This is a genomic window from Paenibacillus sp. F024 (assembly GCF_057814255.1).
The window spans coordinates 174,391-191,103 of sequence record NZ_JBVASZ010000006.1 but is presented as its reverse complement, the minus strand read 5'-3'; the positions used below and the strand labels follow the sequence as shown (position 1 = coordinate 191,103).

Annotated in this window: 16 protein-coding genes and 1 pseudogene; 1 reads left to right on the top strand and 16 read right to left on the bottom strand. The window is 47.4% G+C overall.

Annotated features, from left to right (window positions below):
* Position 1: 1 nt before the first annotated feature.
* The 12 genes and pseudogenes from ACZYR9_RS09370 to ACZYR9_RS09315 all read right to left on the bottom strand — a co-directional run.
* Positions 2-1,582 (bottom strand): acyl CoA:acetate/3-ketoacid CoA transferase, encoded by a 1,581-nt coding sequence (locus tag ACZYR9_RS09370; RefSeq protein ID WP_488978207.1) that lies wholly within the window; start codon positions 1,580-1,582, stop codon positions 2-4.
* Positions 1,579-2,046 carry a MaoC/PaaZ C-terminal domain-containing protein gene (locus ACZYR9_RS09365; RefSeq protein ID WP_488978206.1) on the bottom strand — a complete coding sequence of 156 codons (468 nt, stop codon included), beginning with the start codon at positions 2,044-2,046 and terminating at the stop codon, positions 1,579-1,581. The genes ACZYR9_RS09370 and ACZYR9_RS09365 overlap by 4 nt, the downstream gene beginning before the upstream one ends.
* 25 nt (positions 2,047-2,071) lie before the next feature.
* Complete coding sequence (locus tag ACZYR9_RS09360; RefSeq protein WP_488978205.1) at positions 2,072-2,782, bottom strand: ABC transporter ATP-binding protein; 711 nt, start codon at positions 2,780-2,782, stop codon at positions 2,072-2,074.
* Complete coding sequence (locus ACZYR9_RS09355; RefSeq protein ID WP_488978204.1) at positions 2,775-3,509, bottom strand: ABC transporter ATP-binding protein; 735 nt, start codon at positions 3,507-3,509, stop codon at positions 2,775-2,777. The genes ACZYR9_RS09360 and ACZYR9_RS09355 overlap by 8 nt, the downstream gene beginning before the upstream one ends.
* Complete coding sequence (locus ACZYR9_RS09350; RefSeq protein WP_488978203.1) at positions 3,506-4,609, bottom strand: branched-chain amino acid ABC transporter permease; 1,104 nt, start codon at positions 4,607-4,609, stop codon at positions 3,506-3,508. Before ACZYR9_RS09350 ends, ACZYR9_RS09355 begins: the two co-directional genes overlap by 4 nt.
* 1 nt (position 4,610) lies before the next feature.
* Complete coding sequence (locus ACZYR9_RS09345) at positions 4,611-5,480, bottom strand: branched-chain amino acid ABC transporter permease (protein ID WP_488978202.1); 870 nt, start codon at positions 5,478-5,480, stop codon at positions 4,611-4,613.
* Positions 5,481-5,570: 90 nt separating this feature from the next.
* On the bottom strand, positions 5,571-6,830 hold the full coding sequence (locus ACZYR9_RS09340) for an ABC transporter substrate-binding protein (RefSeq protein ID WP_488978201.1): 1,260 nt from the start codon (positions 6,828-6,830) through the stop codon (positions 5,571-5,573).
* Positions 6,814-8,454, bottom strand: coding sequence for an acyl CoA:acetate/3-ketoacid CoA transferase (locus tag ACZYR9_RS09335; protein WP_488978200.1), 1,641 nt, complete (start codon positions 8,452-8,454; stop codon positions 6,814-6,816). The genes ACZYR9_RS09340 and ACZYR9_RS09335 overlap by 17 nt, the downstream gene beginning before the upstream one ends.
* A complete protein-coding gene (gene fabG / locus ACZYR9_RS09330; protein ID WP_488978199.1) occupies positions 8,451-9,191 on the bottom strand; it encodes a 3-oxoacyl-ACP reductase FabG in 741 nt (246 codons plus the stop codon). Before fabG ends, ACZYR9_RS09335 begins: the two co-directional genes overlap by 4 nt.
* A 64-nt stretch (positions 9,192-9,255) precedes the next feature.
* Complete coding sequence (locus tag ACZYR9_RS09325; RefSeq protein ID WP_488978198.1) at positions 9,256-10,434, bottom strand: thiolase family protein; 1,179 nt, start codon at positions 10,432-10,434, stop codon at positions 9,256-9,258.
* Between the two features lie 43 nt (positions 10,435-10,477).
* On the bottom strand, positions 10,478-11,482 hold the full coding sequence (locus ACZYR9_RS09320; protein ID WP_488978197.1) for a LacI family DNA-binding transcriptional regulator: 1,005 nt from the start codon (positions 11,480-11,482) through the stop codon (positions 10,478-10,480).
* A gap of 315 nt (positions 11,483-11,797) precedes the next feature.
* Positions 11,798-11,947, bottom strand: a pseudogene (locus ACZYR9_RS09315) (CsoR family transcriptional regulator); the annotation flags it as partial.
* 159 nt (positions 11,948-12,106) lie between these two features.
* Here ACZYR9_RS09315 and ACZYR9_RS09310 point away from each other — a divergent pair.
* Positions 12,107-12,325, top strand: a complete 219-nt coding sequence (locus ACZYR9_RS09310) for a hypothetical protein (RefSeq protein ID WP_488978196.1) — start codon at positions 12,107-12,109, stop codon at positions 12,323-12,325.
* Positions 12,326-12,407: 82 nt separating this feature from the next.
* On the opposite strand, the gene ACZYR9_RS09305 is transcribed toward ACZYR9_RS09310, so the two are convergent.
* The 4 genes from ACZYR9_RS09305 to glgA all read right to left on the bottom strand — a co-directional run bounded on the left by ACZYR9_RS09305 (position 12,408) and on the right by glgA (position 16,581).
* The gene (locus ACZYR9_RS09305; protein WP_488978195.1) at positions 12,408-13,736 is read right to left on the bottom strand and encodes an MFS transporter; all 1,329 of its coding nucleotides are present in this window, start codon (positions 13,734-13,736) and stop codon (positions 12,408-12,410) included.
* A gap of 76 nt (positions 13,737-13,812) precedes the next feature.
* Positions 13,813-14,226 carry a DUF2203 domain-containing protein gene (locus tag ACZYR9_RS09300; RefSeq protein WP_488978194.1) on the bottom strand — a complete coding sequence of 138 codons (414 nt, stop codon included), beginning with the start codon at positions 14,224-14,226 and terminating at the stop codon, positions 13,813-13,815.
* 19 nt (positions 14,227-14,245) lie between these two features.
* The gene (locus ACZYR9_RS09295; RefSeq protein WP_488978193.1) at positions 14,246-15,001 is read right to left on the bottom strand and encodes an NRDE family protein; all 756 of its coding nucleotides are present in this window, start codon (positions 14,999-15,001) and stop codon (positions 14,246-14,248) included.
* A 152-nt stretch (positions 15,002-15,153) separates the two neighbouring features.
* The gene (gene glgA / locus ACZYR9_RS09290) at positions 15,154-16,581 is read right to left on the bottom strand and encodes a glycogen synthase GlgA (protein WP_488978192.1); all 1,428 of its coding nucleotides are present in this window, start codon (positions 16,579-16,581) and stop codon (positions 15,154-15,156) included.
* Between the last annotated feature and the right edge of the window lie 132 nt (positions 16,582-16,713).

Genomic DNA, 16,713 nt, shown 5'->3' with positions numbered 1-16,713 from the left:
TCTAAGTCGATGCTTTAAAAAATTCATCCGCATAGCCCATCGGTTCATCCTTAAATATCCGTGAGTCCATCATCTTCAGTTTGCCGGAAATGATCGGTTTAAAATCCATTAAGCCTAAAATATCTCGCTCTATATCTATCCCCGGCGCAATTTCCGTCAGGACCAGACCTTCCTTTTTAAGCTCGAAAACAGCCCTTTCCGTCACAAAGATCACAGGCTGGCCCTGATCCCTGGCATAACGGCCACTGAATGTAATCTGGTTTACCTCCCGGAGAAACTTCTTGGCCTTCCCTTCCGTTACAATCCTCAGCTTGCCCTGTTCAACCTCCACTTCAAGCCCTCCGGCCGTAAAGGTTGCGCAGTACACCACTTTTTTGGCCGGTTGAGTAATATCGATGAACCCTCCGCAGCCTACGGTTTTTGTTCCGAACTTGCTCACATTGACATTTCCCTCGCAATCGGCTTCGGCAAGCCCCATGAAGGTCACATCTACTCCGCTGCCGTTGTAGTAATCAAACTGGAAGCCGTGCTCAATGATCGCCTCTGCATTTTTGGTAATCCCAAAATCAATGCCTCCCTCAGGAATGCCTCCGATGACCCCGGATTCAATGGTCAGCGTAATCGCTTGATTAATTCCTTCTTCGTTGGTAATCGGTCCCACCACATCGCCCGGAATCCCTGTACCCAAATTTACAACGGCATTCGGGAACAGCTCCATGACCGCACGTCGGCCGATGACCTTGCGAATACTTAACGGTAAAGGCTTTCCGGCCGATTCCGGTACCTTCACATCCCCAGAATACACGGGATCAAAGAAAAAAGAAGAAGACTGCCGATGTTCCTCCAGCGGATTTTCTGCAACGATGATCCCATCTACATAGATGCCCGGAACCACAATTTGCTTCGGGTGCAGATTTCCGTTTTTGGCCAAATATTTCACTTGTACAAACACTTTACCGCCATTCGCCTTGGCGGCTTGGGCTACGGATATAGCCTCCAGCTTGATCGCTTCCTCCTCCATCGTCACATTCCCTTTTTCATCGGCTGTCGTGCCCCGGATGATCGCGACATCGATCGGGTGGCTTTTATAATATAGATATTCATCGTTATGAAGCTGAATGACTTCTACAATATCCTCACTTTGTCTGGATCGGTCGTTAATTTTTCCGCCTTCCACCCGTGGATCAATAAATGTACCCAGCCCCACTTTCGAGAAATTGCCGGGTTTGCCGGATGCCATGGCGCGAAACAGATGTACCAGCTGCCCTTGCGGGAGACAATAGGCTTCGACCTCGTTGTTGTAAATCAGCTCCCCCCATTTGGGAGCAAGCCCCCAGTGCGCTCCAATAATCCGCTTGATAAGCCCCGGATGAGCAAGACGCTGTATGCCGTTGACCCTGTCGCTTTGACCCGCGCCATGCAGCAAGGTCAGATGGTTCGGACGTCCCGTCTCCAGAAAACTGCGTTCAATTTCATTCAGAATGGTCCCGCAGGCCCCCATTAACGTGAAGCCGACCGTGGCGAGCGTCGAGCCGTCTTTTAAATAAGTCAGTACATCGTTGGCTTTCACTACCTTATTCATGCGCTTATCCCTCCGCCAGCATTTCTTCTTACCATAACGGTTTGAATGCCTTCCTGTGTTACCCTGCCTTCCTGATTCACCAGCTGTACAAAAAAATGAATGATTCCCCGATCCGGCTTGCTCTTGCTTTCGACCTTCTCCTGTACCGTAACGATCCCGTGAATCGTATCCCCGAAGAAAATAGGAGCTGTAAATTTCCACTGGTCAATGTTAAGCAGGGCAATGCCGGTACCGTCGAATAATCCCAATCGGAACATCAGACCATGGGAGATCGACAATCCAAGCAAGCCTTGAGCCAACCGCTTGCCGAACGGGGTTCCTTTGGCAAACTCTTCGCTCGTATGCAGTTCATTCATATCCCCCGACATGGCGGAGAAATAAACGACATCCGTTTCCGTAATGGTGCGTGTGGGCGTGCAAAAGGATTGTCCTAATCGATATTCGTCGAAATAGATGCCAGGCATGATTACAACACTCCTCCTTACCTGTTCAATGAAATCCAAGGTATGCGGCCTTTACCTCGGGATCCACCATCAGATCACGGCTGCTCCCAGATATGTTAATCTTTCCGTTCTCCAATACATATCCACGGTCGGCAATGGATAACGCGATCGGCACATTTTGTTCGACGACCAGCATGGCCATGTCGGAAGAACGGTGAATTTCATCCAATTTCTCATACATTTGCTCCACGATGATAGGCGCCAAGCCCGACGAAGGCTCATCCAAAATAAGCAGCTTGGGCCTCAGCATTAATCCCCGGGCTACGGCGAGCATCTGCTGCTCCCCTCCGGACATCGTTCCGGCCAACTGATCCTTCCTTTCCGCCAGCCGGGGGAAAAGACTGAAGACATAATCCAGACTGTCTTTACGATGAACTTTCGCTTCCTTCACATAGGAGCCCAGAATCAGATTATCCAGCACGGACATCTCGGTAAACACTCTGCGCCCTTCCGGCACATGGGCAACCGCCATGTTGGCAACATCGTAGGCGTGTTTGCCGATCAGATTGACTCCGTCCAGCTCAACGCTTCCCTGAAGCGGTACCAAAAGCCCGCAAATCGTTTTGAGGAGCGTCGTTTTGCCCGCACCGTTACTTCCAACGATCGCGACGCATTCCCCCCGCTTTACATTCATGGTTATGCCTTGAAGAGCTTTAATCGCACCGTAAGACACATGCAGATTAACTACATTAAGCATGCTGAGCAAACCCCTTCCCCAAATAGGCTTCTATGACGGCCGAATTGTTCATAACCTCTTTCGGAACGCCTTCCGCCAGCTTAGCGCCGAAGTTTAGGACGACGACCCGATCGGAGATGGTGTTGATGACTTTCATCACATGCTCTATAACAACAAGCGTAATGCCGGCGTCTTTGACCTTCCAGATCAACTCGATCGCTTCTTCCACCTCCATGGAATTTAATCCGGCCAAAGCTTCGTCTAATAGCAATAATGTCGGCTTGGTGGCCAAACTTCTGGCAAATTCCAGTCTACGCTGGTCAATGATCGAAAGCGTTCGTGCCACAGCGTGCTTCTTATCGCCCAAGCCTACAAATTCAACCATTTCCAGAGCCTCCTGTTCGGCACGACGGGGATTCGCCGTATTCAAAAAAGCTCCGACCATTACATTCTGCAGCACACTCATTTCCCCGAAAGGGCGTGTCACTTGAAACGTACGGCTGAGTCCTTTTTTGCAAATCTCATCGGGAGATAACCTTGTAATGTTCTGGCCGTTCAGCTTCACCTCCCCCGTATCCGGGGTATATACCCCTGTAATCAGGTTAAAGGTTGTGGATTTCCCTGCACCGTTAGGCCCGATCACGCCAAGAATTTCGCCTTTATTTACATGAAAGGTCAAATCATTAACAGCCAGGAGACCCCGAAACCGCTTCGACAGGCTCTTTACCTCCATAATCGGTTGACTCATTTTGGACCTCCTCCCTTCGCAGCTTTACCGCCAGGAAGAACACTAAGAAGCTTATTGTAAAATTTGGTCAGGGGCCTGATTAAACCGTTGGGCAAAAGAATGACCACCATAACCAAAATAATGCCGTACAAAAAGTAATTGATCCCTTGAATCGAACTGAAGCCCAACCAGTCCGTGATCGTAATCGCGATCTCAATGAAAGGCTTCATGACGATGGCGCCGATGACCGGCCCCATGACCGTGCCTAAGCCCCCAATAATCGATACCATAGCAAACTCAACGGATAAAGGAATGTCAAACACGGATTTAGGCTCAATGAAATACATATATTGCGCGTACAAGGTGCCGACCATGGACATTGTAAACGCGCTGATCGCCAGTGCGATATGCTTCACACGCGGAATATTCACGCCTACGGCTTTAGCTGCTGAATCATCCTGTCCCATGGCCACCATATAATAGCCCAGACGGGAGCACTCGATTTTTTTCACAAGAAAAAGCATACCCACAAGAAAAGCTAGAAAAATATAGAAATAAGGCAATTTGGTAGAAAACTGAAGCATCAGGAAGGATTCCATATAAGGAACCGATAACCCTTCCGCCCCTCCGGTAAAACCACGGAATTTGGTTACTAGCAGCAAAGCGACCTGAGAGAAGACGATCGTTGCAATCGCAAAGTAATGTCCTCTTAACTTCATCAAGCTCATTCCCATGATAAAACCGACTATAACTGAAAGGATTCCGCCGGCAACCATTCCAATCCATGGACTCACATTCAGCTTAACCAGTAATAACGTGGAAGTATAAGCTCCAATTCCGAAGAAAAGCGCATGTCCGATAGAAACCTGCCTGGCATATCCGCCGAATATATTCCAAGAAACACCGGCAATGGAAAAGATCAAAATCATATTCAGTATATTTTGATAGTATTCGTTTACAAACAAGGGAGCCAAAGCGAATAGAATAAGTCCGACTACGGGTACGTATACCTTGGGTTCAGTAAGAGTAAACCGTCTCAACCCTGCGGGATCAACCAAGTTGACAGGGGTGTTTGATTTCATCGCTACGGCATCATTGAATTGTTCCTTTTGAAATTTCATATTATGTCGCTCCCTTTGCAGAGAATAGTCCATTGGGCTTGATCATCAAGACAACAAGGAAAAGGATAAAGGCCGCAAGAAGACCCGAATTGGCGCTAATATACTGAATGCCCACGGATTCGGCGACACCAAGAAGAAGTCCGCCTACAAAGGCTCCTTTTAAATTCCCCAGAGCCCCAAGGATGACAACAATATAAGCCATGAGCCCAAAGTGCGCTCCGGCAAGCGGCTGTACATATTGGAAAGTACCGATGGCCGTGCCGGCCGCACCTGTGAGAGCCGCAGATATGCCTGCAGCTATTAAGAAAATACGATTCGTATTTATCCCCATCAGCATTGCGGTTTCACGATCCAATCTTGCCGCCTTCATCGCCTTGCCCAAATCGGTTTTGGAGAGGAAGATAAACAGTAGTGCAGCCATGACAATAGAAAGCGCGAAAGCAGCCAGCATATTGACAGGCACTACGAACTCGCCGAATCGGATAACGATCTCTCTCCAGCCGAAATTAATGGCGCGTGTCGTTGACCCGAACGTCATCAATGCACCATTCTGAAGAGCCAGCTGTAATCCTACGGTTAAAAAGATTTGCGTTAGCGGAGGCGCCTTCATGATGTACGTAAACAAATATTTCTGAATGATGACCCCGACGATAAACATGACCGGAACCGATATGAATAAGGTGACAAGTGGATCCATTCCGCTAAAGACCCATACCCAGTAGGAAGTGTACATCCCTAACATAACGAATTCGCCATGAGCAAAGTTTACAATATCTACAACTCCAAACAGCAATGTTAATCCGATACTAATAAGAGCGTATATTCCTCCGATTAATAATCCGTTGATCAGCACCTGTATTAATAATTCCATGCTTTCACCGCCTGTAAGATTTCTATTTTTCCTTGAAGATCATGCTTCTTTACTTGAATAGGGGAGAGGAAGATCTCTCCCCTGAATTCCTTACTTAAATTGCGACTTCGCATCGGATGCAGGATAAATCGTTTTGGGAATTCCATCTTGCCATTGAATCAAGACCGGATACACGTTCTTATTCCATCCGGTTTGGTCGAATTCGATATTGCCGCCCGGCATGATGTTCCCTTTGTCACCTTCATTTAACTTTAGTGAAGCTAACGCTTCCCGGATTTTTTGAGGGTCTGCGGATGCCGCTTTATCAATCGCATGTGCAATGGTCCACGTAGCCGAATAGGCTTCGCCGGAGTGTTCCGTAATAAATTCACCGTTCTTTTCTTTATAACGCTTGTTGATATCCTCAATACCCGGTTTGTTAAGATCCATGTTCCAGGAGGCTACGGACACGACGCCTTCTGCATCCTTGCTTAATTCTTTGTAAAATTCAGGCATCAAATAGCCGGCCCCGCCGCCAACGGTCGTAATGTTCAAACCCAGTTGTTTAATGGTTTTTTGAATCAGTATCGCATCCTGCAGATAAGATACCGGGAACAATATCTCCGCACCGGAAGCTTTGATTTTGTTCACCAGAGGAGCAGCGTCGGCGAAGTTGGCGTGATACGGCTCTGAAAGCACAACCTCAAGCCCTAATTCCTTGGCGGTTTTGCTTAACCCCTCTGCTGTTGATGTGCCATAGCTGGTTTCTTCGAATACAATGGCAACCTTAGGTGTTTTTCCAAGCCTATCTACGAGATGTTCCTTCGCAAACTTCACTTGGGTGCTCCCGAACATGGAGCCTTTGGGGGAAACTTGAAACAAGTATTTCATGCCGCGGGATGTTAAATTATCCGATACGGAAGCGGTTACAAATGGAATTTTCGCTCTCTCCGCCACTTCGGAAGTGACCAGGGATAATGAACTGGAGTAGTTTCCCGTGAGTGCCGAAACCTTTTTGTTCTGAATCAGACGCTCCGTCGCCGATTTGGCCGTTTCCGGCTTATCGCCCGGATCTACGATTTCCAATTTAATTTTAGCGCCCCCAAGCGATTTAATTCCTCCGGCCGCATTAATATCTTCCGCCGCCAACTCAACCGCTTTCAATGCTGCGCCGCCTAATCGGGCCAAACTTCCCGATGTAGGATAAAGCACCCCGATCATCACTTGATCCACTTTCTCGCCTTGATTCGATGCTCCTCCGCCTGCTTGCGGAGCGGTAGAACCGGATCCTCCGCCACCGCATGCGGCCAAGCTTACTGTCAATACACCGGAAAGCGATACTACCGTTAATTTCTTAAACCACTTTTTCATTCATGACCCTCCCCAATATTTGGATTGCTTGTTCCATATCTTTATTACATTGGGCTGCAATATGCATAAGTCCCAAAGAATAAATTCGTTCGTCCATTAGTGAAAGATTAGGGGAAACCAGGGGAGCGAATTCCATTTGTTCCAATACATCTTTTTTCAAATCGATCCCCGGAGCGATCTCGATAAGCTCCATTCCCTTATCAGTCAACTGAAATACCGCTCTTTCCGTTATAAAGAGAACCTGCTGTTTACGAGCCGAGGCAAATTTCCCGTTGAAGGTAATCTGCTGCACCTTGTTGACGAATTTTTTCACTCTTCCTTCCCGCTTGATCCGGACCCGACCGTGTTCAACCTCTACAACAAGCCCGACCGATGTAAAAGTGGAGCAAAAAACAACCTTTTTGGCGGATTGTGTAATATCGATAAAGCCCCCGCACCCTGGGAAACGGTGTCCGAATTTGCTTACATTCACATTCCCCTGGCGATCAATTTCACCCGCCCCCATAAAGGTAACGTCTACTCCACACCCGTTGTAATAATCGAATTGACATGAATTATCAATGATCGCTTCGGCATTTTTAGCTACACCGAAATCGCCGCCGCCGATGCTTATGCCGCCGATACTTCCAACCTCGATAGATAAGGAAAGCCTACTAGCCAGCTTCTCCTCGCCAATGATGGCTCCTATAGCATCTCCGGGAATACCCACTCCAAGGTTCACCGTATCCCCGACGTTCATCTCAAGCATAGCTCTTCGACCGATCAGCTTTTTCATATTGAGGTCCGTTATAGGATGAACTATGCTTTGGGGCTCTTGAATTTTCCCTAACAAATACGGATTATAATAGGCAGATGAAGTCATTCGGTGATTCTCCAACGGATTCTCGCAAATCACGACTTCGTCAACCAGAATTCCAGGAATAACCACTTCCTTTGGGGGCAGCGAATGACCTTTTACGATCTGCTTTACTTGAAATATGACCCGTCCGCCGGATGCTTTTACGGCTTGAACGGCCGACATTACTTCTAATTTGACGCATTCGTCTTCCATCGTGATATTACCGAACTCGTCTGCCGTGGTCCCCCTGCCAATGTATAAGTCAAAGTTCAGGCTTGGATAAAAGAGATATTCTTTCCCATTCAGCCAGTGAAATTGAACGGTTTCAAAGCCGCTATCCTTGGCTTTTTGGTTCATTCTTCCTCCCTCAAGCCGAGGATCGACGAAGGTTGAAAGTCCAATTCTAGAGAGTACACCCGGCTTTCCAGAGGCAGCCGCCTTGTACATCGAGATGATCTGGCCCATAGGAAGACAGAAAGCCTCCACTTGGTTTTGTTTAATGAGGTTTTCTATTTTAGGGGATAATCCCCAATGAGATCCAATAATTCTCTTGAGCAGCGGAACGTGTGCCAAATGCTCCATGCCTCGTTTTGTATCGCTTTGGCCGGCCGAGTGAATGAACGTCAAATCCCTTGGAGAACCTGTTTTCAAAAAGCGCTCTTCGATTTTTTGATAAATCTCCTCCGCCACTCCAATTAAACTAAATCCGGTGCTAAGTAAAATGCTGCTGTCTTTCAAGCTCGCCGCCACTTCCACAGCGGTTGAAACTTTCACCTTCCGTATCAAAGCACCATGCCACCTCCAACATTGATCACTTCACCGGTGATATAGGAGGCCGTATCCGATGCCAAGAAGGCAATAAGGTTGGCTACATCTTCAGGATTACCCGCACGGCCCATTGGAATTTTGGATATCATCAATTCCCAAACCTTATCCGGTACGCCCCGAGTCATATCGGTATCGATGAATCCGGGACAGATAGCATTCACGGTTACGTTATATTTAGCCAGTTCCCGGGATGCCGTCTTTGTCAAACCGACCACACCCGCTTTGGAGGCGGCATAATTGGCCTGCCCGATATTGCCCATCCAGCTGGCCGAAGAGATATTGATAATACGGCCGCTTTTTTGTTCTCTCATTTGAATACTCGCTGGCTGAATGGTGTTGTAGGTTCCCGTCAGATTTACGGCAATCACTTCATCCCACTGCTTACGCTCCATTTTGTGAAGCATGGCATCCCGGTTAATACCCGCATTATTCACGAGAATATCTAGTTTTCCGCACTTTTCTACGGAATTCTTAATCAGGGCGCGTGCCGCGTCTGTATCCGCGACGTCAAGAACAAAATAATCGACTTCCAATCCCTTTTGACGAAGTTCCGACGCCGTTTGGGACGCGATCTCCTCGCTAATATCACATATGGTTACCGCTGCGCCGAGCTCGGCAAGCTTTACAGCGATGCCTTTTCCAATCCCTCTGCCCGAACCGGTTACAATTGCAGATTTTCCTGTTAAATCAATCATGTTCATCTCTCCCTATGGGTTTAACATTTGTTTTAGTATACGGTTGAGGTTTGCCGGCTTGCAGCTAAGCTCTCTCAAACAACGTAGCAACCGCTTGGCCCCCTCCGACACACATGGTTACAATTCCGTATTTGGAGTCGCGCCGTTTCATTTCCGCCAAAATTTTCACCGTAAGGATACAACCGGTTGCTCCGATCGGATGTCCTAGAGCAATGGCTCCACCGTTCACATTCACTTTGAGCGGATCGATCTCCAAATCCTTAATGACTGCTACGGCCTGTGAAGCAAAGGCTTCGTTCAGTTCCAGCAAGTCGATATCCAGTAAGCTTAATCCGGATTTTTTAAGCAGCTTCTTCACAGCAGGAGCAGGTGCAAAGCCCATGATTTCTGGCTCAACGCCCGCCATGGCCTGTTCACGTACGTAGGCCAGTGGTTGCAGTTCTAACTCTCTTGCCTTATCGGAGCTCATCACGACGACAGCTGCTGCGGCATCATTGATCCCGGACGAATTGCCTGCGGTAACGGACCCGCCTTCTTGAAAGGCCGGTCTTAACGCAGCCAGCTTTTCCAGCGTCGTCCCTCTTCTCGGATGCTCGTCGGTATCGAAGATAATCGGTCCGCCTTTGCGCTGCGGAATTTGAACCGGAACGATCTCCCCCTTGAACTTCCCTTGGTCAATGGCGGCTGCGGCTTTAGTCTGGCTTTCGAACGCAAACTGATCCTGTTCTTCACGTGAGATACTAAAGCGCTTACTTACAATTTCTGCGGTCATACCCATGGGATAATTGCCGAAAGGATCGGTTAAAGCGGTTAATAATCCGTCCTCCAACTGAGAATGGCCAAAGGTATAGCCATATCTACCTTTTCTGATATAATATGGTAATTGATCCATGTTTTCCGTTCCGCCCGCTACGATAATTTCCGCTTCTCCTGAACGGATCGCTTGAGCGGCACTATTGATCGCCTGCAGACCTGACCCGCATAAGCGATTTACGGTATAGGCATTGCTATAGGTCGGAATTCCAGCGCGAAGTGCAGCCATCCTCGCAATAAAAGCGCTTTCAGCAACCTGACCAACACAACCCACAATCACATCTTCAACCCATTCAGGCGCCACATTCGCACGCTTTAATGCTTCCTTGATCACGATAGCTCCCAGATCCGCCGCGTGAATATCCTTCAGAGAACCTCCAAAGGTTCCTATCGCTGTACGAGCTGCTCCTACAATAACAACATCCTTCATTTTTTTCCCTCCAAAAAATGTATTATGAAGCGGCAGCCGGCTTTTAAGCTGAACTGCCGCAGCTTTCACGTACAATCAATGATGGAGTTAAGAAAATTTGCCGATGATGAGTTTCATTTTGATCTTCGATCATTTGCAATAGAAATTCCATCGCATTTTTCCCCATCTCATAAGTGGGGTGAGCAATGGTTGACAATGGAACAATAAAGTTTTCAGAGAACGGGTTATTGTCATTTCCCATCACTGCAATATCATCTGGAACCCGAATCCCTGCCTCCCTTAAAGCCTTTACCGCACCAAAGGCCATGAGATCGCTTGCCGCACAGATGGCATCCGGAAGTTTTTTCACTTCGTTAAGCATTTTTTTTACATTGGCATAGCCGGATTCCTGGGTATAATCCCCATGAAAAATAAGGGTTTCGTCTATTGGGAGTCCATTTTGGTTCATTCCGCTGACAAAGCCATCCCATCGTTCTCTTGCCGTTGAAACTTGTAAATCCCCGGAAAGATATGCTATCCTTTTATGCCCCTGCTTAGCTAAATGCTTTACGGAAAGCTCGGTTGCAAGCGGATTGTTGATCCCGACATAATTTTTATCATAAGCAGGCGGCTTACGGTTAAGCAGTACATATTTCAAACCTGTGCTTTCCACTTTTTGCAAACTCTCTTGGCTCGAGATATTAGCTAAAAGCAAACCGTCCACACGCTTTTCCACCATCAGATCCAAATACGTGAGGAACCTTCCCTGCTCATTGGAGGTATTACAAAGAATCAGACTATAGTTATTCTGGATGGCTGCATCATCCATTCCTTTGATGACTGTCGGATAATAAGGGTTTAAAATATCCGACATGATAACGCCTATCGTATTGGTGCTTTTCAATTTTAAGCTTCGTGCCACGGCATTCGGCCTGTAATTCAATTCCGCAATCGCTTTGTTGACTCTTTCCATAAGCTCCGGGCTAACATATGCAGATTTATTAATGACTGCTGATACGGTCGCAATGGAAACCCCGGCTATTCTTGAGATATCTTTCATTGTCGCCATCGCTTAACCTCCGAAACGTTTAGCTAAACGTTTAGCTAATAGATTAAAAAAATTTAAAAGAGAACATCGCTATTACAATTTATGCTTTATAAATAAATTCTTACATAATAAATCCTAAATAAACACTCGCAGAATTACATAATGTTATAGGCCTAAAAAAGAACTCAAAACATCTTAGCCAGGTGATCCTGCTTTTATTTTTGACTATCACTCAGCGAAACGTTTCGCTGGGATATACCGTTATTATAATCAACATCTTTATAAAACACAATAAGTTTTTTCTGCATTTTTCCAATTGAACCACCGATAACACCTATCCTTTTCAATCCATCCTTTTAAACCGCGGACCTGCCCTTCAATCCGGTTCTGACGGCAGATCAGACTGGTCTTGATTTTATCGGAATGATGAGTCTTTCGGACACTGCGGGGTGAGCAGGCTTCATGCCCGCAGATTTCCTCTGTCATTTGCCCCCCTCCGCGTTGTATTTATAATACAATCATCTCCTAACTCAAAATAAATGGCACTGCGCTGTCATAATTAGCACAGCACACGCATATATTTATCTTCGTGTTCAACAAAAGAGACTATCATCGCAGACAAACGAAAGGAATTGGTGATATTTCATGTGGCAATGCGTGCTAAAGAAAGAACAATTGGAAATTCAAATGAATTCAAATAATAAGTCGATCCGGGTTCAGATATCTGAGCAGAGGGATACGGACAAACGAATTGAATTGGACCTTAACCAGTCGGAATTGTTTGAGCTTCTTCATGCATTTTTAACCATTAACCGCTCCTTCAACAAGGAATCGATGTATTCTGACGAGGCCGTCCGCGCCTGAATTCATACATAGCCGCCAGGGCAGTCCGGAACGCGGAATCCGTGTGCCAGACTGCCTTTTTCACGTTATATTGCACAGCTTTTCAGTGTGATATCATTTGTTTTCGTGCCATGGAGCGCTTGTACCACAGCATCACAGTCAAAGAGCACAAGCTTACCAAAAACAATAGACCATACACATGCTGATAAGCCTGAACGAGTACTGTATGTTTTTGATATTCAAGCAGAAGACCGCAAACCGCAACCGAAATCGACCCGCCAAAAAACTGGATAAGCTGCAAGAGTCCCATACCTGAGCCGATCAACGATTTCGGAAGAAGCTGGGACGCTTCATTGTTAAGCGACGCCATCGCTGCGGAGAACGCCGGTGAGAAACAGAGATAACCGCATAGGATCACCATCGGAGAATAATAAAGGTCGAAAGTAAAAAAAGCCAATACTGCGGCTAGTATTCCATGCCCGATTAGTAAAAAACGCAGGTTGCCGTATTTATCGATCCACTGTCCTACAAACCGAGTCAAAATAGCGGAAAAAATCGCTCCCGGGGCAATCAGCAGCCCGATACTCATCGCCGATTGATGGAACAGATTAGCAAGCACCAGCGGCATGAGAAACAAATTCCCCAAATTGAGTACCAGGATACAAAAGCCGACGGCCAGAAGCTTTCCGAATCCAAACTTCTTTAGCAGCACAGGATTGATAAACGGCTGTTCCGCTTTTTTCAGGTGCCAAACGTGTGCGGCCAGCGATAGTAAACTAATGGCAAGCCAAACCGCAGATTGTTGTGTCACTGCTGTAAGCAGCGCAGCTGCATTGACGACGGTTAGAGCGGCACCCGGGATGTCAAAGGAAGCCTTCTTCGGCTGTTCTTGAGGCAGAAGACGTAACAGCAGCGGTAGAACGGCAAGCACAAGACAAGTGATGGCGAATAACGCATTCCACCCGATGTATTGGCTTATCAGCCCGCCGACAATCGGGCCGAGTCCGAAGGCCATGGCACTGGCTGCCGAAATCATGGCAATTGCCCTGCCGCGTCTTTCAATGGGAATATACCGGCTCGCCAGAACCAGACCAAGCCCTGCCATTGAGCCTGAGCCCGCTGATTGCAGGATTCTTGCCGTAAGCAGCGTATTGAAATCACGTGCAAATAGACCCAAAACGGAGGAAAGCCCGAGAACTATAAGTCCGACAGTCAACAGCCTGCGAATCGACACGGTATCCGAAAGCCTGCTGTAAATGACCGTCGATAGCGCGTAACCGATAGAATAACTAGATATAATCCACGAGCCGAGATCCGCCGAAATGTTCAAATCACGGATGATGCTCGGAATAGATACATTAAACATCGTCGTATTCATCACAACAATAAATAGACCGAACGACCATAACGGCATTACGATTTTGTCATTCAACTGTGCTCATCCTATCCGTTTTCTTCGATGACTTCCTTCTCACGCATCAGCCTTTATGACTTTCAGACTTTCAACATCAGGCATCAGGATGTTTTTTCCGGCCCATGAACCCCTCGTCCCAGCTATGATAATGTGTAACGCGTTCTTCTCCCTGCTTCCAGCAGATCAGCACATCCTCCCCATCCACCACCGCCGGAAAATCAAGCAAACCGGGATGGATCATCTTCAGCAGAACCCCCTGCCGGCTAAAATTGTCTATGAGGAGATCCGCTTCGATCCGCATAAATTCCAGCTGACTCTCATCCTCAAAAAACGGGTCCTTATCGTCGGCTTTACGAATGTAGGAACGCTCAACCAGAGCTTTTTTCCTCTGCAGCTCCTTATACTTATCCTCAAATTGTTTCGTCAAGCCCTGCAGCTTCAGCAACACTTCAGTCAGCTGCGGCAGCATCGCATTTACTTCGCTCAATGTAAATCGTTTATTGTTCATAACGACTTCACTCCTTCACCTAGAGGGTAATCGTATATTGCCGGTCACCTATCCCGCTCATCGAATAAACCCGTTCCATAAGGTAAATTTCCTTATCGCTCATCAACAGAACGGTTGAGCTTCTTGTTCCATAGCGTTCACTTTTTATAAAAATAGGCGCGAGCATACGTTCCCATTCTAAAGAAATTCCCGTATTCGGTAGCAGCTCATCCCGGACAGGGTCAGCCTGCTGGAGTAATTCCAACATGCGTTCCTCCATATTCCCATAGCTATCACGAATAATGGCGGACAGCCCCTCTTTCCCTTGCTGAACCTTAGGCCAAGCGGAATCCAATAAGTGATTGCTGAGCCCGTAAATTCCCGGACCTACCTTTTTCGCCCGGTTCTCGATATTGGAATAATAATACAGCTCCTTGACATCCCCTGCCAACAAATTGTATCCCGGGTAGCTGTCACGTTTTTTTGCCGTTTCGAGTAAGTAAGCCTCAGGGCGCGTATGGTGCTTCAAAAAGTCAGCAACCAGTTCTCCACGCGAACGTTTCCCCTCCACCGCTTCTTTCGGGTTTCGATAATTCGTTAAAGCAGCGAAGCGACCTTCGGTGGTCACTCCCATCCATGTGCCCATTTTGGAAAGATCCCGGCCGGCAAGGATGTTTGGATGATCCTCCCAATAATGAACAGGGCTGGTCGGTCTATCGTAAAATTCATCGCGGTTGGCAGCTACGATAAGCTTGTAGGTATCGTGGACATGATAAGCGAACAAAATTAAACACAAGGTTAAATCCCAGCCTTCATCATGGATTATAGTTTCAGTTTAATAAAGTTACGATGAATTTACAATCAATCTCCGCTTTGGCATCCTTACCCTTCCATTCAGCGCATGAAAAAAAGAGACCTCTAAAGGCCTCTTTGTGCATCCGATAACAATTAATTCACCAAGCTTTGGTATAAACCGGCGTACTGCTGAGCCGATTTGCGCCAGCTAAAATCTTTCTTTTTGATATTGTTCATCAAATTCGACCAAACCTTCGGATCGTTATACAGCCTAACGGCACGCTCCACCGTATACAGCATGTCATGCGCGTTATAACTGGCGAAGCTAAAGCCTGTCCCCTCTCCGGTGTCGTCGTTGTACGGGAACACTGTATCGCGCAGTCCGCCGGTTTCGCGAACGATCGGAACGCTGCGGTAGCGCATAGCGATTAATTGGCCGATACCGCAAGGCTCAAACAGGGAAGGCATCAGGAAGAGATCTGAACCGGCATAAATTTGTCTGGCCAGTCCTTCATCGAATAAAATTTGCGCGGATAGCTTGTCCCTAAACTCGTCAGCAGCCCAGCGAAACAGCTGTTCAAACCGGTGTTCCCCCGTACCCAGAATGACCCATTGGGCATCCAGGGTCATCAGCTCGCCGATCACCCGCTCGATCAAGGAAAGACCCTTCTGATCCACCAGTCTCGTCACAAGCGCAATCAAAGGGATTTCTTTGTTTACCGGAAGTCCAAGCCGCTCCTGCAGCTTTATTTTGTTTTGCTGTTTCTTCGCAAACGAATCGCGATAGTTGATCTCCACATTAGGGTCCGTCATGGGATCGAATTCCTCATAGTCAAGTCCATTTAAAATCCCCTTCAGCCGGTGAGCTTGGCTTCGCAGCAGACCATCCAGGTTTTCACCGTAATACGGCGTTTGAATTTCTTCGGCGTATGTGGGACTAACCGTGGTAATGAAATCGGAGTACAGCAAGCCGCCTTTAAGGAAGCTGGCCCCTCCATGCTGCTCCAGTGCATAGCCATGGAGATGCTCTTCACCCAAAGCGAAGTAATCCATAAACTGTCCTTTGTCAAACACGCCTTGATATTTCAAATTGTGAACCGTCATCACGGTCTTGATATGAGCGTATTGCGGCTGGTAGCTAAAGTGGGCCCGGTACAGCACCGGGATCATCCCCGCCTGCCAGTCGTGGCAGTGGATGATGTCCGGCATAAAATCAATATGCTGCAAGGAATCCATGACCGCCCGGCAGTAAAACGCGAATCGTTCGGCATCGTCACCGTAGCCATAACACCCACTGCGCTTGAAATAGTATTCGTTATCGATAAAGTAAAAAATAATGCCTTCATGCTCCAGCTTCAAAATCCCGCAATACAACGATCTCCAGCCCATTTGCAGATCAAAAGCTGCGACAGCCTGCATCTTTTGCGCGAAATGCTCCGGGATGCCTTCATATTTGGGCAAGATGACACGAACATCAAACCCTTGTTTTACTAGCTCCTTGGGAAGCGAGCCGATCACATCGGCAAGTCCTCCCGTCTTGATAAAAGGTACGGCTTCTGATGCGGCAAATAACACTTTCATGGCTTCCTACCACTCCTTTAATTTTGGGCGTATCCTGAAAACAGACCGAACCGGAGGTGATGCTCCGCCAAGAAGCCCCGCAGCTCCCGTCGTAAAGAAGCCGGTCTCGAGCCATCGTCCGGATACGCCGCT

Bases quoted from the DNA above. Each gene is read 5' to 3' on its own strand.
- ACZYR9_RS09370 (WP_488978207.1), bottom strand. From the start codon at position 1,582: ATGAATAAGGTAGTGAAAGCCAACGATGTACTGACTTATTTAAAAGAC.
- ACZYR9_RS09365 (WP_488978206.1), bottom strand. From the start codon at position 2,046: ATGCCTGGCATCTATTTCGACGAATATCGATTAGGACAATCCTTTTGC.
- ACZYR9_RS09360 (WP_488978205.1), bottom strand. From the start codon at position 2,782: ATGCTTAATGTAGTTAATCTGCATGTGTCTTACGGTGCGATTAAAGCT.
- ACZYR9_RS09355 (WP_488978204.1), bottom strand. From the start codon at position 3,509: ATGAGTCAACCGATTATGGAGGTAAAGAGCCTGTCGAAGCGGTTTCGG.
- ACZYR9_RS09350 (WP_488978203.1), bottom strand. From the start codon at position 4,609: ATGAAATTTCAAAAGGAACAATTCAATGATGCCGTAGCGATGAAATCA.
- ACZYR9_RS09345 (WP_488978202.1), bottom strand. From the start codon at position 5,480: ATGGAATTATTAATACAGGTGCTGATCAACGGATTATTAATCGGAGGA.
- ACZYR9_RS09340 (WP_488978201.1), bottom strand. From the start codon at position 6,830: ATGAAAAAGTGGTTTAAGAAATTAACGGTAGTATCGCTTTCCGGTGTA.
- fabG (WP_488978199.1), bottom strand. From the start codon at position 9,191: ATGATTGATTTAACAGGAAAATCTGCAATTGTAACCGGTTCGGGCAGA.
- ACZYR9_RS09325 (WP_488978198.1), bottom strand. From the start codon at position 10,434: ATGAAGGATGTTGTTATTGTAGGAGCAGCTCGTACAGCGATAGGAACC.
- ACZYR9_RS09320 (WP_488978197.1), bottom strand. From the start codon at position 11,482: ATGGCGACAATGAAAGATATCTCAAGAATAGCCGGGGTTTCCATTGCG.
- ACZYR9_RS09310 (WP_488978196.1), top strand. From the start codon at position 12,107: ATGTGGCAATGCGTGCTAAAGAAAGAACAATTGGAAATTCAAATGAAT.
- ACZYR9_RS09300 (WP_488978194.1), bottom strand. From the start codon at position 14,226: ATGAACAATAAACGATTTACATTGAGCGAAGTAAATGCGATGCTGCCG.
- glgA (WP_488978192.1), bottom strand. From the start codon at position 16,581: ATGAAAGTGTTATTTGCCGCATCAGAAGCCGTACCTTTTATCAAGACG.